Raw genomic sequence first — 20,958 nt, forward strand, 5'->3', positions numbered from 1 at the left:
TTTCACTCGGAGAGCAGATGGGGAGGGGAAGGGGAGGGGAAGCCGAGGTGATGCGGGACGGCGGGTGGGCGACCCCCCGTTCGAACGCTTACGATCCTCTGCGTGTCCAAACTGACCGACGTGCCCAAACGGATCCTGATCGGGCGCGCACTGCGCAGTGATCGGCTCGGAGAGACGCTCCTGCCGAAGCGCATCGCACTCCCCGTCTTCGCTTCCGACCCGCTCTCCTCCGTGGCGTACGCCCCTGGAGAAGTGCTCCTGGTCCTTTCCATCGCGGGCGTGTCGGCCTACCACTTCAGCCCCTGGATCGCGGTCGCGGTCGTCGTGCTGATGTTCACGGTCGTGGCGTCGTACCGCCAGAACGTGCACGCGTACCCCAGCGGCGGCGGCGACTACGAGGTCGCCAACACCAACCTCGGCCCCCGGGCCGGACTCACCGTCGCCAGCGCGCTCCTCGTCGACTACGTGCTCACCGTCGCCGTGTCGATCGCGTCCGGCATCGAGAACCTCGGCTCCGCCATCCCCTTCGTCGTCGAGCACAAGGTGCTCTGCGCCGTCGTCGTCATCGTGCTGCTCACGCTGATGAACCTGCGCGGGGTCAAGGAGTCCGGAAAGCTCTTCGCGATCCCGACGTACGTCTTCGTGGCGGGCGTCTTCATCATGATCGCGTGGGGCGCCTTCCGCGGGCTCGTCCTGAACGACACCATGCGGGCGCCGACCTCCGACTACCACATCAAGGCCGAGCACCAGGGTCTCGCCGGTTTCGCGCTCGTCTTCCTGCTGCTGCGTGCCTTCTCCTCCGGGTGCGCCGCGCTGACCGGCGTCGAGGCCATCTCCAACGGCGTCCCGGCCTTCCGCAAGCCCAAGTCGAAGAACGCCGCGTCCACGCTGGCCGCGATGGGCCTGCTCGCCGTCACCATGTTCTGCGGGATCATCGCGCTGGCCATGACGACCAAGGTCCGGATGGCCGAGAACCCGGCCTCCGACCTGATTCACAACGGCGTCCCGATCGGCTCCGGATACGTCCAGAACCCGGTGATCTCCCAGGTGGCCGAGGCCGTCTTCGGCAAGGGCAGCTTCCTGTTCATCGTGCTCGCCGCGGCCACCGCGCTGGTCCTGTTCCTCGCGGCGAACACCGCGTACAACGGATTCCCGCTGCTCGGCTCGATCCTCGCCCAGGACCGCTACCTCCCGCGCCAGCTGCACACCCGCGGCGACCGCCTCGCCTTCTCCAACGGCATCGTGCTGCTCGCGGGCGCCGCGACCCTGCTGGTGGTCATCTACGGCGCGGACTCGACGCGGCTCATCCAGCTCTACATCGTCGGCGTCTTCGTCTCCTTCACGCTCAGCCAGACCGGCATGGTCCGGCACTGGAACCGCCATCTGCGCACCGAGACGGACCCGGCCAAGCGCAGCCACATGATCCGCTCCCGGGCCATCAACACCTTCGGCGCGTTCTTCACCGGCCTGGTGCTCGTCGTCGTCCTGGTCACCAAGTTCACGCACGGCGCCTGGGTCGCCCTGCTCGGCATGATGATCTTCTACGCGACGATGAGCGCGATCCGTAAGCACTACGACCGCGTCGCAGAGGAGATCGCCGCCCCCGAGGGCCCCTCCGACGACAGCGTGCGCCCCTCCCGCGTCCACTCCGTCGTCCTGATCTCCAAGATCCACCGCCCGACCCTGCGCGCCCTCGCCTACGCCAAGCTGATGCGCTCCGACACCCTCGAAGCGCTCAGCGTCAACGTCGACCCGGCCGAGACGAAGGCCCTGCGCGAGGAGTGGGAGCGGCGCGGCATCACCGTACCGCTGAAGGTCCTCGACTCCCCGTACCGCGAGATCACCCGGCCGGTCATCGAGTACGTGAAGGGCCTGCGCAGGGAGTCACCGCGCGACGTGGTGTCCGTCATCATCCCCGAGTACGTGGTCGGCCACTGGTACGAGCACCTGCTGCACAACCAGAGCGCGCTGCGCCTCAAGGGCCGCCTGCTGTTCACGCCCGGTGTGATGGTGACCTCCGTGCCCTATCAGCTGGAGTCCTCCGAGGCCGCGAAGCAGCGAGCCCGCAGGCGCCAGGACTGGAACGCGCCGGGCGCGGTGCGCCGGGGTCCGGCGGAGGAGCGGCCGAAGGAGTCCAGCGCTCCCAAGGGCTGACGTACTCGTGTCGAACGGCCGGGCACGGTCCACGTAGACTGGTGGGCTGTTGTCCGGCCGTTCCCGTCCGCGGGGGTGGCCGAGACCCCCGTTCCTGTCCCCCGCATCACCCCCCTTTCGCACCTGGAGTCACCCCGCCATGCAGGCAGAACCGAAGAAGTCGCTGGTGGGGGACGAGTACGAGGTGGAGATCGGCCCCGTGGCGCACGGCGGGCACTGCATCGCCCGTACGACCGAGGGCCAGGTCCTCTTCGTCCGGCACGCCCTGCCCGGTGAGCGTGTCGTCGCACGCGTGACGGAGGGCGAGGAGGGCGCGCGCTTCCTGCGCGCCGACGCCGTCCAGATCCTGGACCCCTCGAAGGACCGTGTCGAGGCCCCCTGCCCGTACGCCGGTCCCGGCCGCTGCGGAGGCTGCGACTGGCAGCACGCCAAGCCGGGCGCGCAGCGCCGCCTCAAGGGCGAGGTCATCACCGAGCAGTTGCAGCGTCTCGCGGGGCTCACCCCCGAGGAGGCGGGCTGGGACGGCACCGTGATGCCCGCCGAGGGCGACAAGCTGCCCGCCGGCGAGGTCCCTGCGTGGCGCACCCGTGTCCAGTACGGCGTCGACGCAGACGGAAACGCCGGACTGCGCCGCCACCGCTCGCACGAGATCGAGCCGGTCGAACACTGCATGATCGCGGCGCCGGGCGTCAGCGAACTGGGTATCGAGGACCGCGACTGGGCCGGCATGGAGTCCGTCGACGCGATCGCCGCGACGGGATCCCAGGACCGCATGGTCATCCTGGAGCCGCGGCCCGGCGCCCGCCTTCCGCTCGTCGAGCTCGACAAGCCGGTCTCCGTGATGCGGGTCGCCGAACAGGACGGCGGCATCCACCGCGTGCACGGCCGCGCCTTCGTCCGCGAGCGGGCCGACGGCCGTACCTACCGCGTCGGCAGCGGCGGTTTCTGGCAGGTCCACCCGATGGCCGCCGACACCCTCGTCAAGGCCGTCATGCAGGGTCTGCTGCCGCGCAAGGGCGACATGGCCCTCGACCTGTACTGCGGCGTCGGCCTCTTCGCCGGCGCCCTCGCCGACCGCCTCGGCGACAAGGGCGCGGTCCTCGGCATCGAGTCCGGCAAGCGCGCGGTCGAGGACGCCCGCCACAACCTCGCCTCCTTCGAGCGCGTCCGCATCGAACAGGGCAAGGTCGAGGCGGTCCTCCCGCGCACCGGCATCACCGAGGTCGACCTCATCGTCCTCGACCCGCCCCGCTCCGGCGCCGGCAAGAAGACGGTCGAACTCCTGTCGGCGATGGGCGCGCGAAAGATCGCGTACGTGGCCTGCGACCCGGCGGCGCTGGCTCGTGACCTGGCGTACTTCCGTGACGGTGGCTACAAGGTGCGGACGCTGCGGGCGTTCGATCTGTTTCCGATGACGCATCACGTCGAGTGCGTCGCGATCCTCGAACCGGTCAAGGACGAACTCTGAGACGGTCATGATCCCGGTTCGGTCCATGGTCCGAAGGCCGGCCGGCCGGGCGCAGGGCGGGGCCGGCTGCGAAGCCGTCCGTCACGCGTTCCCGTGGTCCTCGACCAGTTCGCCGATGAACGCGAGCAGGGCGTCGGCTCTGTGGCGGTCCTCGCGCTGACTCCGCAGGCTGTGGTCGAGCTGCCGGAGCCCGGCCAGGGCGGCCGGGTCCCGGCGTCTCACCTCGTCGAGCAGCGGCGTGGTGATCACGTCCATGCACGCGGTGAACAGGAGCCGGGTGGCCGGCGCGGGGGGCGCCGGATCGGGGGCCGTGAAACCGGTGGTCAGATGCCGGGCGGGGTCGGTCAGGCTCCAGCCGACGACGGTGCCGTGCTGGACGATGAGCGCCAGGTCGGGGGCGATGCCGATGCGCGCGTCCAGCGGTTCGTCCAGGACGTCGAGGTCGCGCAGACAGGTCAGTACGGCGTCCCCGGGCGCGCGGCAGAGCGCCGTGGTCACCTCCAGGCGGAAGTCCCGGGCCTCGTCCGCGCGAAGGCCGCCGGGACGGACGGGGGGTGCGGCGGGAACGCGGACGGAGTCCTCGGGGGCGGCGGCCTCACCGGCGATCTGGAACTCGGCGCCGACCAGTTCCCGGCGTTCCTCGCCGAACCGGAGCTCGTCAGGCGTGTCCCACAGCCAGGGCCCGCTGCCGAAGGTGCCGAGCAGGAACCCGCCGCGTTCCTCGACGTTCGCGTACTCCGCGACGCGCACACGGAAGTCCCTGAAGTCGAAACGCGGGGCGAGGCGCAGGGGAGCGCCCGTCACCGTCGCGGTCCAGTCGTCGTCGACGGTGATTCTCACGGTGGATGCCACGTCATCTGACCTTCTGTGCGGGAGGCATGCGGCCGTTCCGGCCGGACCCGCCCTCCACCACGGCTTCATGGGTGATCGGCGAACCAGGGTCGGTCTTCATCAATCCGCCCAGCGCCTCGGCCCCGGAGGGGCCCTTGACGCCGGACGAACCGTATGGCGCGAGGACGTTGCCCGCGGATGGGACGCGTAGCGGAAGCCTGTGAAGGGCTCTACGCGTGAACCGCGGGACGGATCGAGCACCCCGTCCGGACTCGGAACCTCTCGAACCAGCGGACAAGGAGCGCGACTTGACCGGTCCCAGGATGGCGACGCACTCCATATGACGCGTCATCGAGATCACGTCCGGGGCCGGGCGTCGCACCGTCGCAGGCCGGCGCGGGTGCCCGTCACATGGAGCGGCCTGGCCGCCGACAGCCGCCGGGAGCACCGCCACGGTTCCATGGTCACCGGTTCCCGTAGCCCTCCATCAGGTTGCCGATGAGCGAGAGCAGGACGTCGGCGCGGCGCCGGTCCTCGCGCTGGGCGCGCAGGGCCTCGTCGGTCGCCCGGAGACGGGCCAGGGCGGTCGGGTCGCCGTCTTCCACGTCGTAGATCAGCGGCTGGGTGATCAGGTCCAGGCAGTCGGTGAGCAGGCGGCGGGTGGTGTCGGTCGGTGGGGTGGGGTCGGGGTCGGTGTACGCCGTGGTCAGGTAGCGGGCGGGGTCCGTGAGGCTCCAGCCGACGACGGTGCCGTGCTGGACGAGGAGTGCCAGGTCCGGGGCGATGCCGATGCCAGTCTCCAACGGAGCGTCGAGGACGGCGGGGTCGCGCAGAGAAGTCAGCACGGCGTCTCCGGGGGCGCGGCACAGGAGCGCGCACATCTCGTGCCGGAAGTCCGTGGCCTCGACCGCGCGCAGTCCGCCCGGGCGCACCGCCAGGGTGAGCGGGAGGCGGGCCGCGTCCTCGGCCGAGGTGGACTCCTCCGGCAACTGGAGCTCGAAACCGACGAGTTGGCGGTTGGCCGGGTCGAAGCGGAAGACGTCGGGCGCGTCCCACAGGCGGTGCTGGCTGCCGAAGGTATCCAGGACGAACCGCTCACGTTCCTTCGCATCCGCGTAGCGCACGACGCGTACGGAGTCGCCGTCGAAGCGCGGGGTGATGTGCAGCGGATCGTCCGTCACCATGGCGTGCCAGCCGCCGTCGAACGACAGTTTCATGGTCATCCTTGCCTCATCTGATCCGCACCGCGGGGGCCAGGTTGCCGCCCTTACCGGGAATTCTGCCCTCCACGATGTCCTCGTGCGTCACCGGTGGACCGGGGTCGGTGGGCCTGCCGCCCAGTGCCTGCGCTCCGGAGTCGCCCTTGACACCTGACGGACCGTACGCCGTGACAGCCTGACCCTGGGTGCTGCCGGGCCCCTCGGTCACGACGATGTCCTCGCCCTGCCGGAACGTCAGCCTTCCGGCCGTGCCCGTCGACTGGTACACCGCGTCCGGGTTCTTCAGGATCTCCAGAACCCGTTCGTCGCTCATACCGTGCATCGTGTCCCCGTGGTAGTCGACGTGCTTCCTGACCTCGCCGTTCTGAGCCCTGTCGATGACCCCGTCCACGATCTTGTCGAGTCGCCTCTTGGCCCTCTCCTCCTTCGTGTAGTTGGGCATCAGGCCCAACGGGTCCGACGCGGTGGTCGGGTTGTCCACGTAGCCGACGGGGTTCGGCGCGGGAGCGAGGCCGAGGGGGTCCGGGGAGGTGTAGCGCCCGGTCTCCGGGTCGTAGTGCCGGAAGAAGTTGTAGTGGAGGCCGGTCTCGGAGTCGTAGTACTGGCCGGGGAAACGGAGCGGGGTGTAGGTGATGCCGTCGCGGGCCCACGCGGTGGCGCCCCACAGCGTGGACCGGGAGCGCCACGCGATGCCGCCGGACTCGTCGATCAGTTCGGTGGGGGTGCCGACGAGGTCCGTGGCGATGGCGAAGAAGCGGCGGTCGATCTCGCTCCGCCGGTCGTCGGCGGTGAGGATGCGCTCGGTCTGCGCCAGGGGGACGTGGCCGCGGTGGTCCCAGGTGAGGGCCACCGGGTTCGGCTGGTCCATTCCGTGAACGGTCTGTTCGCAGAGGGTCAGGCCGTCCCAGGTGAAGCGGGTCTCCTCGTCCACGCCGGCACCGTCCGCCGCCAGGCGCTGCTTCGCCGTACGACGGCCCAGCGGGTCGTAGCGGTACCTCCACCGGGTCCCGTCGGGGGTGGTGACGGAGGTGAGCCGGTTCTCCGTGTCCCACTCGTAGCGCCAGGTGTCGGGCTTGCGGGACAGACGGGTCTTCTGGCGCAGGGTGACGCGGCCGAGGGCGTCGTACTCGAAGCGGACGTCTCCGGCGCGGACGACACGGGTGCCGTCGTACGAGCGGGGGCCGACCGACTCGCTGCCGGGGTGGCTGTCGGGCCAGGAGGCGGACGTCTGGTTGCCCGTGTCGTCGTACGCGTACCGCTCCGTCCAGGCCGGGGCGTGGACGGCGGTCACCCTGCCCATCGGATCCAGGTCGAACGTACGGGTCCCGGAGAGCCGGTCGGCGACGGAGAGCAGGTGTCCGTCGGCGCGGTAGGCGTAGGCACGGCTGTTGACGGCGCGTGCTCCGGCGGTGAAGTGCTGCGTGGCGAGCCGGCCGGCCTCGTCCCAGGCCGACGTCACGGTGAGCGAGTCCCCGAAGGCACGGGCCAGTTCGCGGCCCTCGGCGTCGTGCGTGAAGGTGATGTGCTGTCCACCCGTGTCCAGCCGGGCGGGGAGGCCGTCGGAGTCGTAGGCGTAGGACGTGACATGGCCCGTGGGGGTGGTCCGACGGACGCGCCGGCCCAGGGCGTCGTAGGAGTAGAGCATCGGGCGGCCGTCCACCAGTTCCGTCTTGACGCGCCCGACGCGGTCGTACTGGTAGCGCAGTTCGCTGTCGCGTCCTACCGCCTCCAGGAGGCGGCCCGCCCGGTCGTACGCGTAGGTCGTCACCCGGCCGTCGACGGTCTTGCCGAGCACCTGGCCGAGTGGGTCCCGCTCGAAGGAGATGGTGCCGCCGAGGGCGTCGGTCCTGGCGGCGAGACGGCCGGCGGCGTCCACCCGGTAGGTCAGGGTGCGCCCGTCGAAGTCGGTCTCGGAGACGATGTTGCCGACCGCGTCGTACTCGTACGTCCAGCTCGGGCCCCGTGGGCCGGTGACCCGGGTGAGGCGGAGGTCTGCGTCGTGCTCGAACTCGTAACGGCCGCCATCGGGACGGGTGGTGGCGAGCGGAAGGTCGAAGTGGGTGTATTCGTGGCGCGTGACGGCTCCGACGGCGTCGGTGTGGGCCGTGCAGTTGCCCTCGCCGTCGTAGTTCCATGACTCGTTCGCACCGTCCGGGCCGGTGCGGCGGGCGAGTCGGCCGTCCGCGTTCCACTCCAGGCGGGTGACGCCGCCCGTTCGGTCGGTCGTACGGACCGGGCGGCCGAGCCCGTCCCGCTCGGTGCGGGTGGTGGCGCCGGACGGATCGGTCACCGCTACGGTCCGTCCCGCCGCGTCGCACCTGACGCGCGTCGTGTTCCCGAGGGTGTCGGTCACCGCGGTGAGCCGTCCGGCGTCGTCGTAGGACATGCGGGTGGTGTGTCCGGCCGGATCGGTGAGCGACGTGCGGTTGCCGAGCTCGTCGTAGGCGTACGTCCTGCGGGAGCCGTCCGGCCCCACGGTCTCCACGGGCAGCCCGAACGGGCCGCGTACGACACGCAGTTCGCCGCCGTCCGCATCGGTGACCGTGAGCAGACGGCCGTCCTCGTCGTACGTGAAGGCGGTGGTGGCGCCCAACGGGTCCGTACGGGACAGCAGTTCGCCACCCGAGCCGTAGCGGAACCGGGTCGTGCGGCCGAGCGCGTCGGTGGTGGCGAGGACACGGCAGCCGGGGCCGATCACGTGCCGGGTGGCCCGGCCGGCGGCGCTGGTCAGAACCGTCGTCCGGTGGCCGGTCTCCGCGTCCGGACCGGTGTAGGCCAGGGTGATCTGGACGTGCCCGGCCTCTCCGCCCTCGGCGACGACGCGGTCGTGGTCGTCGTACACGTAGTCGTAGCGACGCCCGTTGGAGTCGATCCAGGCGATGACGCGGCGGCGGTCGTCGTAGAGGAACGTGGTGACGGCGCCGGAAGGCCTGGTGACGGCGGTGAGGTCGCCGCCCTCGTAGCCGTAGCCCAGCAACGGCAGGTCGGCGCCGTTCTCGCCCGCGCCGGCCAGGGACAGGGCGGTGACCCGTCCGTCGGCGGCGGACAGCCGCAGCTCGTGGCCCGCCGAGTGGACGAGGGCCAGCGGCAGTCCGTCCTCGGCGCGGTCGACCGTGACGGAGTGGCCGCCCCGTTCGGTGATGCCGGACAGCCAGGCCGTACCGTCGCCGCCCGGCTCACCGCCGGACGGGGCACTGAAGTGCCGGGTCGGACCGGCGTCGGGGTCGGCGAGCGTGTAGTCGCCGTCGGCGTCCCGGGAGAGGAGCGTACGGAAGCGGCCCGAACGCGGCCGGGTGGGCAGGCCGGGGACCGGGTGCGGGTAGGCGACGAGCAGCCCGTCGGCGGTGACGTGGACGACACCGATCGCGTCGACCTCGAGGCGCTCGTCGACGGTGGACGACCAGGCGGCACCCAGGAAGCGGCCGGTCGCGAGGCCGGACTCGGTGCGGCGGGTGAAGACCAGTGGCAGGATGCCGGGTATCTCGAGCTCGGTCTGGGGCAGGAACATCCGGCCCGAGGCGAGGTCCACCGGGTCGGTGCCGTCGGTGACGCGCTCGCCGTCCGGCCGGTGGTGGGTGCCGTCCGGGGCGTCGTCGATCAGCCTGCGCAGCCGCGCGGCCTCGGCGGCGTCCTCGGCGACGCGCACGCCCTTCACCGCGGCTCCGCCGCCGTCGGTGGCCACGGTCAGCACCAGGTCGGGGATGAGCCGGCCCAAGCCCTCGGCCGGGTCCTTCATGAAGTCCTTGACCATCTGGGTGCCGGTGCCGACCGGGTCGTTGGCGGCGACCACCAGACCGGCGGCGAGACTGTTCAGGGACGTGAGGTACTCGGCCGGGTGCGTGAGGTTGTACGGGTCCATCGGGTCCACGCTGCGGACGAAGTTGAGCAGCCCCGCCGTGCCCTTGACGAGGCCGCCGCCGACGTGGTCGCTCATGATCTGCAGCTCTTGGAGCCCGTCGGCCGCCTGCTCGGCGTAGGACGGCTTCTTCGGCGCCATGTCGCGGGCGGCGCGGACCGCCGTGCGCGCGGTCTCCGCCGCCGAGTTCCGCTGCTTGCGGGCCTCGGCGAGGAGGTCCTGGGCGTCCTTCATCAGCTTCTGGCCGGGGTCGTCGAACGTCGCCGCGGGCCTGGGCGGGAGCGAGGCCGGGTCGCGCTCGTCCGCGGGCCGGGCGTTGTAGCGGTCGACGGCGCTGTTGTAGTCGTCGACCTTCTTGCGGTGGGCGTCGGCGGCACCCTCGGAAGCCTCGACGCCCTCCTTCCACTTGTCGATCGCCGTCTGCGCCTGTCCCTGCGCCCAGGTGACCGTGTCGGCGAAAGCCTCCAGCGCGCCGATCGCCTTCACACATGCTTCGCCGGCCGCGTACCACCTGTGCGGCTGCGTGCCCACCGCGGTGCGCAGCGCGTCGGCGCTCTCGCCCTTCAGCCGGGACGAGTCGAGGCCACGGAGACCGTCGCCGGTGTCGTCGAAGGACGACTCGAAGGCGCGGAGCTTCTCGGCCGTGGAGTTGATCTTTTCCGGACTGCCGTAGATCAGCTTGGTCTTGTCCTCGGTCTGCCCGAGGTCCATCTCGTCGACCTCGGCGCCCATCCGGTTGGCGACCGAACGGGACTGTTCACGCACCCAGTCCGCGCCGGACTCCCAGCCGACGTCGTCCAGGCGGTCGGCGGTCCAGTTGCCCGCGTCCTCGACCCGGTTGCCCGCCCACTCGACGCCGTCCTCGACCGCGTTCTCGACCGAGTCGGGCGTGATGTCACTGATGAAGTCGCCTATACCCACGCTCAGTTCCCCCCGGACTCACCCTGCGGCGACTGTTCCCGCTGGGCGCGTTCGTCCGGCGAAGGGCCGAAGGTGTCGTCCAGCGCCTGGTTCCACTGGTCGTCGGAGACGCCCAACGCGTTGTTGAGCACCTCCGACTGCCGGCCGCCCTGGCCCTCGGTGAGGACGGTGCGGCCGGTGTCCTTCCAGGTCTGCTCCATGTCCTGACCGGCCTTGTCGAACGACTCGGGGCTCCAGTCGGGGTTCAGGTAGTCCGGAGTGAAGATGTCGCCCCAGTCCTGCTTGGCGATGTCCTCCTCGCTCGCGTGCGGATTCCCGCCGAAAAGGGAGTTGGCGCCCACCTTGAGGGAGTTCCCGACGTACTGGTCCTCCTCCCACACGGTGCCCGCCGCCAGCCCGAGACGGTTCGCGATCGCGCTCGCGTCCCGCACCAGGGCGCGCACACCCCATTCCCAGCGCTCGCAGAAGTCCTCGAAGTCGACCGAGAGCCCGTGGTGCCCCGCCTCCATCCCGGTCATCGCCAGCCCCGAGAAGCCCTTTCCCATCACCGCGCCGGTGGGGCCGCCGAGTTCACCGAGCTGGTCGATCGTCGCACCCATGCCCTGGGTGAACTTGGCGACCGACGCCTGGTCGAGATGCAGGTCCGCTTCGTCGCCGCTCATGCCCCTGACCCCCTCGCGCCCGCATCCGCGTCGACGGCGGCCGCCTCCGCCACGATGCCGACGACCGGCGGGAAGAACATCGCCCCGTCCTCGGTGGCGATGTCGACGGCGAGCCCGGCGGGCTCGCCGAGGGCGGGCACGATCTCGTCGACGATGCGCGCGCCCCGCAACGCCGCGTAGTCCATGGGCTGGTCACCGGCCGCGTGGTGCAGGGCGAACCTGGCCAGCGCGGTCTCGTCGGTGAAGCCGCAGATCCATCGCACCCCGCCCGAACGCACCGACCAGAGACCTCCGTCGGCCACCGGCACCAGAAGGACCGAGCGCCGCATCTCACCGACCAGCGCACGGGGGTCGTCACCTCCCCTCCTCCGCTCGGCGATGCGCTCCGCCAGTGCCGCGTCGGGTTGCCGCACGGTTCCTCCCCGTTACTGGGCGACTGTTCGCAGGTCTTGGGTGACTGATCGCACCATAGGGCGGGACGCGTGGGAAGGAGGGGGCGGTTCTCGTTCTGGTGGAGGGTTGTGCGACCGGACAGGAGCCCGCCCTAGCGGCCGCTCGTGGGTGTCAGCCGGATGTCCGTGCTGGACAGCGTCATGGGGGAGGCGGAGACCGCCCGCAGGCGGATGCGTACTCCGGTGCCGGGGAGGGTGAACTTGCCGTCGGGCGGCAGGATCTCGTAGCGGGCCGAGGCGTGCCGGCCGAGGGTGGCGGGGCCCGAGGCGATGGACCAGTAGCGGCCCATGCCCTGGCCGGTGGTGAGGGTGAAGTGCGGACTGAGGGCCGTTTCGCCGAGGTTGGTGACGCGCACGGTGAGCGCCGTCACGGCCTTCGTGGCCCGGCGCGCTCCGACGAGTTCCATCCGTAGGGGCGGCGAGCCCGTCACGGCCAGAGTCGTCGCCACCAGGGCGGGGGCCAGCAGGAGCACGGCCGCGGCGACGCGTGCCCCCTGCCGGCGCGGGCCGCGCAGCAGGGCCGGCCGGGGCTGCCAGGCGGCGGCGAAGGCCAGTGGGGGCGCGGTGACGGCGGCGGCCAGCCACAGCGGCGTCATCATGAGGTAGTAGCCGTCCTGGGAGCGTGTCGCCACGTAGAACGCGCACCAGGGCAGCACCGTCGCCGCGGGCCCGAGCCGTCGTACGAAGAGCACGAAGAGCCCCAGCAGACCCGCGGCCAGGAGCAGACTCGCGTGCGAGTACCAGGCCAGCCGGCCGCTGCCGTCGGTGAAGTAGAGCGAGACGCCGACCAGGCCCTGGCCGTGGAGGTTCGCCTTCTGGGTGAGGGGCAGCACGATCCCCTCGAACCAGGTACGCGGCTCGCTCACGATGAAGTACACGTTGATCAGCAGCCAGGTCGTGGCGGCCACGCCGACGATCCTGCCCACGGCCACCGCGGCACCACGGGGGCCGAGATCGGCACGGCGCAGGGCGTGGACGCCGGCCAGCAGGAACGGCGTGAGGAACCACGGCAGCTGCTGGGAGGCGCAGGCCGCGCCCAGGCACGCCGCCCGCGCCCAGTCCGCCCGGCCGCCGTACCCCATGCGGGGCCAGCCCACCACCACCGGGACGAGGAAGGCACAGGCGACGATCGCCGGGTAGCCGAGCCGGGCGTACGCCGGCAGCAGACCGAGACCGAGACAGACCAGCGTGGCCGCCGAGCGCCACTGCACGGGCAGCATTCGCCACATCACGATCGTGGCCACGATCAGGGCCACCGTACTGACCAGGACCGCCGGAGCCGCTCCGTGCCCGACCCACAGCAGGGGCGCGGTGAGCAGCAGGGGCAGCGGCGGATAGCCGTACGTGAAGTCGTAGCCGCCGGTCATCGTCGGGGTGAGGGCGACGCCGTGCTGGGAGAAGAGCCACGGCCACGGCTGCCCGTAGACACGATGACCGGCGACGAACTCACGCGCGGCCTGCGCGGTTAGGGCCGATTCGTCCCCGCCCCCGTGGTACATGGCGTACCCGCACACGGCGAGCGTCACCGCCGTCACCAGGACGACGAGGTCCAGGCGGGCCAGCGTGCGCGAGCGGCGGGCGACCAGGGTCAGCACGCCGGTCACCAGGATCGAGGCGTAGCAGACCGAGATGACCGCCGCGACGGGGAGCCGATGGCTCGCCGCCGCCGTCCACATCGGGCGGGCGCCGATGAAGAGGCTGATGTCGGCGAGCAGCGTCAGTACGCGGTGCCACTGCGCGGGCGCCTCTTCCGAAGGTGCCTCGGTACGGGCCCGCAGGCGGATGGTCGACGGCCTCATGTCTGCCAAGTACACAGGTTTGGACGGTAATTCCCGCAGTTGAGGGGCGTGATGGCGGACGTGAAGAGTCCGGTGTGAGGGCGGTAAGAAGCGTGTCGGCGGCTCATGCGTTGGAGAGGGAGACCTCGGTGGACTTGATGAGCGCCACGACCGCGGAGCCTGCCGCGAGGCCCAGTTCGGTGGCCGCGTCCCTGGTGATCGCGGAGGTCAGTTCGGCCCCCGCCACCGCGAGCCTGACGCGGGCCATCGCGCCGCCGGTGGCGACGTCGGTGACCGTGCCGGGGAGCTGGTTGCGGATGCTCACCCCCTCGACCGGGCCGGTGGCCAGGGACACCTCCGTCGACTTGACCAGGGCGCGGACCGCGGAGCCCTTGACGAGGCCCAGGTCCTCGACGGCCTCCGCGGTGATGGCGGCGGTCAGGTCCTGGCCGCCGTCGAGACGGAGCCTGACCGTCGCCATCACCTCGCCGGAGGTGACGGAGGTGACGGTGCCGGGGAGCTGGTTACGGATGCTCAGGCTCATGGGGGCGCCTCGATTGCGGTCCGGACAGTCGGTTTTCGGCAATTATGTGTGCTGTGCGCCGTATGGGGTGGACGCCACGGCCCGTGTCTCCCGTGCATCGCGGATGTGTTAACCGAATCAGCCTTTTGGTCCGGTGCGCTTTGTTCGCCGTATTCGCCTTATTCATCCCCACTTGTATGTGGTGAACCGTACCCCTCATGCCCGCATGCCCCGACGAGCCCGCCTCGTCAGTAGACATCCCGTACGTACCGCTTGTCCGCCGCGAGCTGTCTGACGTGGGCGGCGGCCTCCGCCTCGCCCAGGCCGCCGTGCGCGACGGCGATGTCCCGCAGCGCCCGGTCGACGTCCTTGGCCATCCGTGAGGCGTCCCCGCACACATAGAAGCGGGCGCCGCCCTGGAGCCAGTGCCAGAGCTCGGGCCCGTGTTCGCGCATCCGGTCCTGCACGTAGACCTTGGTGCGCTGGTCACGTGAGAACGCCGTGTCGAGGCGGCTGAGCGTGCCGTCGTCGAGCAGCGCGGTCAGCTCCCGCTCGTAGGAGAAGTCGGTGGCGCGGTGCTGCTCGCCGAAGAACAGCCAGTTCGGCGCACGGTGTCCGAGCGCCCGTCGCTCCTCGAGGAAGCCGACGAACGGCGCGACTCCGGTGCCGGGTCCCACCATCACCATGGGGGTCGTCGCGTCCGCCGGGGGCCTGAAGTGCGGCGACCGCTGGACGAAGACCGGCACGCGCGCTCCCGGCCCGGCGTCGGCCAGGAAGGATGAGCACACCCCGCCGCGCGGCCGGCCGCCCGGATTCTCGTAGCGCACGACGGAGACGGTCAGGGCGACCAGGTGCGGATCGACGAGCGGACTGGACGAGATCGAGTACAGCCGGGGCCGCAGCCGGCTGAACACCCCGGCCCACTCGCCTGCCGCGGCGCGCACCGGATGATCGGACACCACGTCCACGAACTGCCGACCCCACGACCACCGGGCCAGCTCGCCCTTGTTGCCGGGCCGTAGGAGCTTCCTCAACTCCCGCCCGTCCCTGGTTCGTTCGGCGACGAAGCGCAGCAGGTCCGGGGTGATCCGGGTGATGTCCAGATGCCGGAGGAGTGCTTCCTCGAAGGGCATCTCCCCGATGCCCGTGATCTCGACCGGAGTTGACCCGCGCGCTCCGATGACCTCCAGCCACTCGGTGACGAGACGGCGCGAGTTGACGGGCCGTACGCCGAGCGCGTCCCCCGCCTCGTACGTCAGCGGGCTCTCGCTCTCCCGGGTGTCGAAGGTGAACCGGCGGACTTCCTTGGCGGCGCCGGGCAGGCTGAGCAGACGGTTGCCGGTGAGGAGGGCGGTGCCGGCGGCCGGCCCCGAGCGGGTCGCCCGCGACGCCTTCGGCGGCTCCGCGTCCTCGCCGGGCACGGGCACGGGTCGGGGTACGGGTAGGGGTACGGGTACGGGCGCGGGCCCCGCGTCGAACACGGGCACGGCTCCGGTGCCGGGGCCGGGCTCCGCCCCCGTGCCGAGGCCCGGCTCCGCCCCCGTGCCGGGGTCGTGCTCCACTCCCGTGCCGAGGCCCGGCTCCGCCCCCGTGCCGAGCGCGGTGAGGATCCGCTCCAGCCAGCCGTCCGCGGACGGCTCGTACTCCGGTTCGCAGTCCGTACGGGGCGCGAGCCGTACGGCGCCCAACTCGTCCAGTCGCGCGTCGAGTCGACGCCCGTGCCCGCAGAAGTCGTCGTACGAGGAGTCGCCGAGCGCCAGCACGGCGTAGCGCACCCCGTCCAGGCGCGGGGCCCGCTGCCCGGACAGCGTGTCCCACAGGCCGGACCCGTTGTCGGGCGCGTCGCCGTCCCCGAACGTGCTGGTGACGAAGAGCAGATCGGCGCCGCGGGTGAGCGAGCCGACGTCCGCCTCGTCCATCCCGACCAGCCGTGTCCGGTGGCCCCGCGCGCCGAGCCGCTCGGCGGCGGACGCCGCGCACTCCTCCGCGTTCCCGGTCTGCGAGGCCCACAGCACCACGACTTCGCGGGCCGCCGAGGCCGATACCGACGGCGTAGCCGGTGGGGGAGCCGATGCCGATGCCGATGCCGATGCCCGTGCGGGGACGGCCGGGGGTGCGGAGCGGGAGTACATCCCGGCGAGCGCGCCGTTGACCCAGAGCACGTGCCCGGGGGTGAGGGGAGCGTCCGGCGGGAGGACGGGTACGCCGGACAGCCCGGAGCCGAGCCCCGCCAGGAAGCCGGTGAGGTACTGACGTTCGGAGGAGGACAGGACGGGCGGCGGCGCGGGCTCCAGACCGAAGTCGCGTGGAGAGACGCCTGGGGGCTGTGCGCCCGAGGGAAGGAAGGCGGGGCTCGCGTGCGTGAGCGCGGGACGCGTGTGCGCGAGGGCACTCCCCTCCTCGACGGGATGCCCCCGCTCCACGGCGGCCGCGCCACGCGTCCGCGTCAGCGACACCGCGCACACCTTGAACTCCGGCTGGAACGACACCGGGTCCACCGCGTCTCCGGTCACCGCGTTGATGCTCAGGTACTCCCCGAACAGGTCGTTCCAGTGGAAGGGCGCGAACACGCACCCGGGCAGCACCCGGTCCGTCACCACCGCCGGGAGCACCGCCCGTCCCCGCCGGGAGGCGACCTCCACCGAGTCGCCCTCCCCGATCCCGAGGGACTCCGCGTCCCGCGGGTGCAGTTCCACGAACGGGCCGGGATTCAGCCTGTTGAGCCTCGCCACCTTCCCGGTCTTGGTCAGCGTGTGCCACTGGTGCGGCAGGCGCCCGGTGTTGAGAACGAACGGGAAGTCGTCGTCGGGCATCTCGGCGGGCGGCAGATGCGGCCGTGCGTGGAACACCGCCCGCCCGCTCGCGGTGGGGAACGACAGTTCCGCACCCTTCCGGTACCGGATCGGGTTGCGCCGCGGGCCGTCCGCGCGGGCGACGGGCCACTGCACGGGTCCGCCCCGCAGCCGCTCGTACGACGCACCCCGCAGATCCCACCCGGTCCTCGGGTTCCAGGCCCGCTTGATCTCCTCGAAGACCTGTTCGGCGCTCTCGTACGAGAACCCCTCCTCGTAGCCCATCGCGCGGGCGACGGCCGCGATGACCCGCCAGTCCGCCATCGCCTCGCCGGGCGGGTCGACGGCCGGCCGGGCCAGAGTGAGCGTGCGCTCGCTGTTGACGAGGACGCCCTCCGTCTCCGTCCACAGCGCGCCGGGCAGGACGACATCGGCGTACGCGTTGGTCTCGGTCTCGGCGAACACGTCCTGGGTGACGACGAATTCGGCGGCCTCCAGCGCCTCGACGACCGTGCGGCGGTTGGCGACGGAGGCGACGGGGTTGGTGCAGATGATCCAGCATGCCTTGATGTCGCCGTCGGCCATCCTCCGGAACATCTCGACGGTGCCCCGCCCCACCCCGTCCTTGCGGATGGTCCCCTCCGGCAGTCCCCACAGCTCCTCGACGAAGGCCCGTTCGTCGTCCACCAGCACCGACCGCTGTCCGGGCAGCCCCGGCCCCATGTATCCCATCTCGCGCCCGCCCATGGCGTTGGGCTGCCCGGTGAGGGAGAACGGCCCGCTGCCCGGACGGCAGATGGCGCCCGTCGCGAGGTGCAGGTTGACCAGGGCGTTGGTGTTCCAGGTGCCGTGCGTGGACTGGTTGAGGCCCATCGTCCAGCAGCTCGTCCACTCGCCGGCCTCGCCGATCAGCCGCGCCGCCGTCCGGATGTCCTCCTCGGGGACACCGGTGATCCCGGCGACCACCGCGGGCGGATAGCCGGCGAGGAACGCGGGCATCGCCTCCCAGCCCTCGGTGTGCCGGGCGATGAACGCGGCGTCCGTGTGCCCGCCCTCGTGCAGCAGGTACAGCAGACCGTTGAGCAGCGCGAGGTCGGTGCCTGGCCGGATCGGCAGGAACAGATCGGCCTTCGCCGCGGTCGCGGTACGCCGCGGATCGACGACGATCAGCCGGGCGCCCGCCTTGACGCGCTCCATGAGCCGCAGGAAGAGAACGGGATGACAGTCGGCCATGTTCGAGCCGATGACCAGGAAGACGTCGGCCCGGTCGAGATCGTCGTACGAGCCCGGAGGCCCGTCGGCACCGAGGGACAGTTTGTATCCGGCGCCCGCGCTCGCCATGCACAGCCGCGAGTTCGACTCGATCTGGTTCGTCCGTACGAAGCCCTTGGCCAGCTTGTTCGCCAGGTACTGCGCCTCCAGGCTCATCTGCCCCGAGACGTAGAACGCGACGGCGTCCGGACCGTGCTCGTCGATGATCGCGCGCAGCCGCCCGGCGGTCTCGGCGAGCGCCGCGTCGACGGACACGGGCTTCGCCTCCTCACCGCGCTCCGCCCGCCGGAGCGCCGTGGTCAGCCGGCCGGGCGCGGCGAGCATGTCGGCCGTCGTCGCGCCCTTGGTGCACAGCCGGCCCGAGTTCGCGGGGTGCGCCTTGTTGCCGGACGCCTTCAGGACAGTACGCCGTCCGTCGGGACCCGCGCCGATGTCGAGGACCAGGCCACAGCCGACGCCGCAGTACGAGCAGACGGTCCGCACCCGCGCGGTGCCGGCCTGCGGACCCTGTGCCGTCACGGACGGCCCCTCTCGTCTCTTCGTCTCTCGCCGGTACCCGACGCGGCCGAGCGTACGAATTGCCCGTTACGTCGATGTCACGGCCCTTGATCGCGAGGGGTTACGCGCGCTGCACAGCCGGACGAAGGGCCGTGTGAGGCCCCGGAAATGACGGCCCGTGGAGTCGCGGACCGTGTCGCTGTTGGGCCGAACGGGTGACCATGCGTAAGAATTGCCCGGTGCAGACAATGAGTGCGAGCCAGGACGGGGTGGGCCAGTGAGCGGCCACGACGTCACCGACGAGCAGTGGGAAGGGCTCGCCCAGGTCGTTCCGCTGCGGGGCCGGGACGCGTGGCCCTCGGCGGTGAGCCACCGGTCGATGCCCGAGGCCCCGACCGAGACGCGGCGCCGCTTCGTGGTCCTGCGGGTCAATGTGTTCGCGGACGCCCGCGACGTCGCCGAGACACTGATGTCCGGCATCCCCGTCCTGCTGGACCTGACCGGCGCCGAGACCGAGGTCGCCAAGCGGGTGCTGGACTTCAGCACCGGAGTGGTCTTCGGGCTCGCGAGCGGAATGCACCGGGTCGACCGGAACGTGTTCCTGCTGACACCGCCCGGAACCGAGGTGCGGGGGCTGATGGAGGGCGCGGGCGTTCCCGGGGTCTGAACCGGGCGGTGCGGAGGGCGCGGTTCCCTCGATCGTAGGAAGGTGATCCGGGTGTAACGGTTCCCCTGGGGACGGGGTCCTACCGTCCACATATGACCCTGTCATCTCTGGCGGCCGAGGCCCCCGCCCGGGCCGAGTCGCCCCACGCCCCCGCCGAACCGTACGGCGCCCCCGCCGCGCCGCCTCCCGACCGGCCCGGCGCCACCGAGCTGCGGCTCGCGGCCTTCGCGGCGCACCGGCGCGCCCGGTTCCCGCTCGGACCGTTCACCCTCTTCGCGGGGCCAAGCGGCAGCGGCAAGTCCGCCGTCCTGCGCGCGTACGAGGCACTGGCGCGGCTCGGCGGCGGCGCCGAACTCGGTGAAGTGTTCCCGGACCCGGTCGCCTGCGTGCCCGAGCGGGCCCGGCCCGACGCCCAGCGGCGCCGAGGCTTCCGCATCGGCTGCACGGTCGACGGCCCGCAGGGACCCGTACGGCTCGATGTCGCCGTACAGGCCGAGCCCGAACTGCGCATCGTCGGCGAACGGCTCTCCGCCGGCGGGCGGACCCTGCTGGAGACGGCGCTGCGGGACCCTGGGCGCCCCGTGGTCCAGGCGGCCTGGCACACGGCGGGCTCGTCCGCCGTCACCCGGGGCCCGCTCCCCGACGACCGCCTCGGCACCGCCCTGCTGCCGCTGCGCCTCGCGGGCCGGACGGAGGGGGAGCGCCAAGTCCTCGCCGCCGCCGAGCAGATGGTCGTCGCCCTGCGCTCCGTGTACGCCTGCGACCCGAGCCCGCGGCGGATGCGGGCCGCCGCCCCGCTGGGCGCGGGCCGGCTGCTCCGGGGCTGCGACAACCTCGCCGACGTCCTGTGGCGGACCCGCTCGGAGTGCGGCCACCGGTACGCGCACCTGGTCGCGGCCGTCCGGGCCGGATGCGCGGGACCCGTCGTGGACGTCCTGGCCGAGCCGTGCGGTGACGGTACGGTCCGCGCGCTCCTCGACCGCGGCGACGGCGTCCGCACGCACCTCGGGCTGCTCGGGGACGGCGAGTTGAGGTATCTGGCACTGGCCCTGGTGCTGCTCACCGGTCCCGGGGTGCTGGAGGTCGACCCGGTGGGGGAGGTCCCGGCCGCGCTGCAGTCGCTGACCGTGCTGGCCGACGGTCTCGACCGCGGGCTGGACGTCCGGCAGGCCGGTGAACTGGTCCGGCTGGCGGCACGGATGTGCGAGCGGGGGCACATCCGGCTGGTGGGTGCGGTGAGCGATGCCGTCCGGGTGTGCGGGGCCGATGGGCTGGACGGGGTGGAGGGCGTCACGGTGGTAGACCTGACGCCGTGAGCGAGAGCGGAAGCGGAAGCGAGAATCCGGCTGCGGCTGCGGCTGCGGCTGCGGCTGCGGCTGCGGCTGCGGTTGCGGGTACGGGTACGGGCGCGGGCGCGGTTGTGGGTGCCGGGGAAGGGGCAGGGGCCGGTACCGGTGTCGGTGCCGGAGGGCTGGACGTTCCGAAGCTGCAGCACCGGCTGGCCGAGTTCGCGGCCGCGCGGAACTGGCAGCGCTACCACACCCCGAAGAACCTGGTCGCCGCGCTGAGCGTGGAGGCGTCCGAACTCGTCGAGATCTTCCAGTGGTTGACCCCCGAGGAGTCGGCACGGGTCATGGACGACGCGGACACCGCGCACCGCGTCACGGACGAGGTGGCGGACGTCCTGGCCTATCTCCTGCAACTGTGCGAAGTGCTCGGCATCGACGCGCTCGCGGCGCTCGACGCGAAGATCGACCGGAACGAGCGGAGGTTCCCGGCGCCCGAGGGGCCCTAGCGGAGTGGCGTCGGCGGGGGCCCGGTGGGGGTGCGACACCTCCAGGGGGCGGGCTCCCGGGGTAGGGGC

13 protein-coding genes are annotated in these 20,958 nt (G+C 71.9%); 5 read left to right on the plus strand and 8 right to left on the minus strand.

The features are described from left to right. The first annotated feature begins 102 nt into the window (after positions 1-102). Both ACFVTC_RS39320 and ACFVTC_RS39325 read left to right on the plus strand, forming a co-directional pair. Positions 103-2,154 (plus strand): APC family permease, encoded by a 2,052-nt coding sequence (locus ACFVTC_RS39320; RefSeq protein ID WP_390134084.1) that lies wholly within the window; start codon positions 103-105, stop codon positions 2,152-2,154. Between the two features lie 139 nt (positions 2,155-2,293). Beyond that, entirely contained in the window at positions 2,294-3,622 is a 1,329-nt protein-coding gene (locus ACFVTC_RS39325; protein ID WP_390134086.1) for a class I SAM-dependent RNA methyltransferase, read from the plus strand. 81 nt (positions 3,623-3,703) lie between these two features. Here the strand turns inward: ACFVTC_RS39325 and ACFVTC_RS39330 are convergent, their stop codons facing one another. The 8 genes from ACFVTC_RS39330 to ACFVTC_RS39365 all read right to left on the minus strand — a co-directional run bounded on the left by ACFVTC_RS39330 (position 3,704) and on the right by ACFVTC_RS39365 (position 18,448). Beyond that, a complete protein-coding gene (locus tag ACFVTC_RS39330; protein WP_390134088.1) occupies positions 3,704-4,474 on the minus strand; it encodes a hypothetical protein in 771 nt (256 codons plus the stop codon). A 443-nt stretch (positions 4,475-4,917) separates the two neighbouring features. Beyond that, the gene (locus ACFVTC_RS39335; protein ID WP_390134090.1) at positions 4,918-5,676 is read right to left on the minus strand and encodes a hypothetical protein; all 759 of its coding nucleotides are present in this window, start codon (positions 5,674-5,676) and stop codon (positions 4,918-4,920) included. Between the two features lie 7 nt (positions 5,677-5,683). Next, complete coding sequence (locus tag ACFVTC_RS39340) at positions 5,684-10,450, minus strand: putative T7SS-secreted protein (protein ID WP_390134092.1); 4,767 nt, start codon at positions 10,448-10,450, stop codon at positions 5,684-5,686. A gap of 2 nt (positions 10,451-10,452) precedes the next feature. Next, positions 10,453-11,112 carry a hypothetical protein gene (locus tag ACFVTC_RS39345; RefSeq protein WP_390134094.1) on the minus strand — a complete coding sequence of 220 codons (660 nt, stop codon included), beginning with the start codon at positions 11,110-11,112 and terminating at the stop codon, positions 10,453-10,455. Continuing rightward, a complete protein-coding gene (locus ACFVTC_RS39350) occupies positions 11,109-11,525 on the minus strand; it encodes an SseB family protein (RefSeq protein ID WP_390134096.1) in 417 nt (138 codons plus the stop codon). Before ACFVTC_RS39350 ends, ACFVTC_RS39345 begins: the two co-directional genes overlap by 4 nt. A gap of 131 nt (positions 11,526-11,656) precedes the next feature. Beyond that, positions 11,657-13,363 (minus strand): hypothetical protein, encoded by a 1,707-nt coding sequence (locus tag ACFVTC_RS39355; protein WP_390134098.1) that lies wholly within the window; start codon positions 13,361-13,363, stop codon positions 11,657-11,659. 103 nt (positions 13,364-13,466) lie between these two features. Further along, positions 13,467-13,886 carry a molybdopterin-binding protein gene (locus ACFVTC_RS39360; RefSeq protein ID WP_390134100.1) on the minus strand — a complete coding sequence of 140 codons (420 nt, stop codon included), beginning with the start codon at positions 13,884-13,886 and terminating at the stop codon, positions 13,467-13,469. A 227-nt stretch (positions 13,887-14,113) separates the two neighbouring features. Further along, entirely contained in the window at positions 14,114-18,448 is a 4,335-nt protein-coding gene (locus ACFVTC_RS39365) for a molybdopterin-dependent oxidoreductase (RefSeq protein ID WP_390134102.1), read from the minus strand. Positions 18,449-18,704: 256 nt separating this feature from the next. Between ACFVTC_RS39365 and ACFVTC_RS39370 the strand changes: the two genes are divergently transcribed. The 3 genes from ACFVTC_RS39370 to ACFVTC_RS39380 all read left to right on the plus strand — a co-directional run bounded on the left by ACFVTC_RS39370 (position 18,705) and on the right by ACFVTC_RS39380 (position 20,889). Next, complete coding sequence (locus tag ACFVTC_RS39370) at positions 18,705-19,094, plus strand: cell division protein SepF (RefSeq protein ID WP_168530623.1); 390 nt, start codon at positions 18,705-18,707, stop codon at positions 19,092-19,094. Between the two features lie 92 nt (positions 19,095-19,186). Next, positions 19,187-20,410, plus strand: coding sequence for an ATP-binding protein (locus tag ACFVTC_RS39375; RefSeq protein ID WP_390134104.1), 1,224 nt, complete (start codon positions 19,187-19,189; stop codon positions 20,408-20,410). Positions 20,411-20,514: 104 nt separating this feature from the next. Next, positions 20,515-20,889: a nucleotide pyrophosphohydrolase gene (locus ACFVTC_RS39380; protein WP_390134106.1), complete on the plus strand. Its 375-nt coding sequence runs from the start codon at positions 20,515-20,517 to the stop codon at positions 20,887-20,889. Positions 20,890-20,958 lie beyond the last annotated feature (69 nt).

Source organism: Streptomyces sp. NPDC057950 (assembly GCF_042887295.1).
Classification (GTDB): domain Bacteria; phylum Actinomycetota; class Actinomycetes; order Streptomycetales; family Streptomycetaceae; genus Streptomyces; species Streptomyces kaempferi.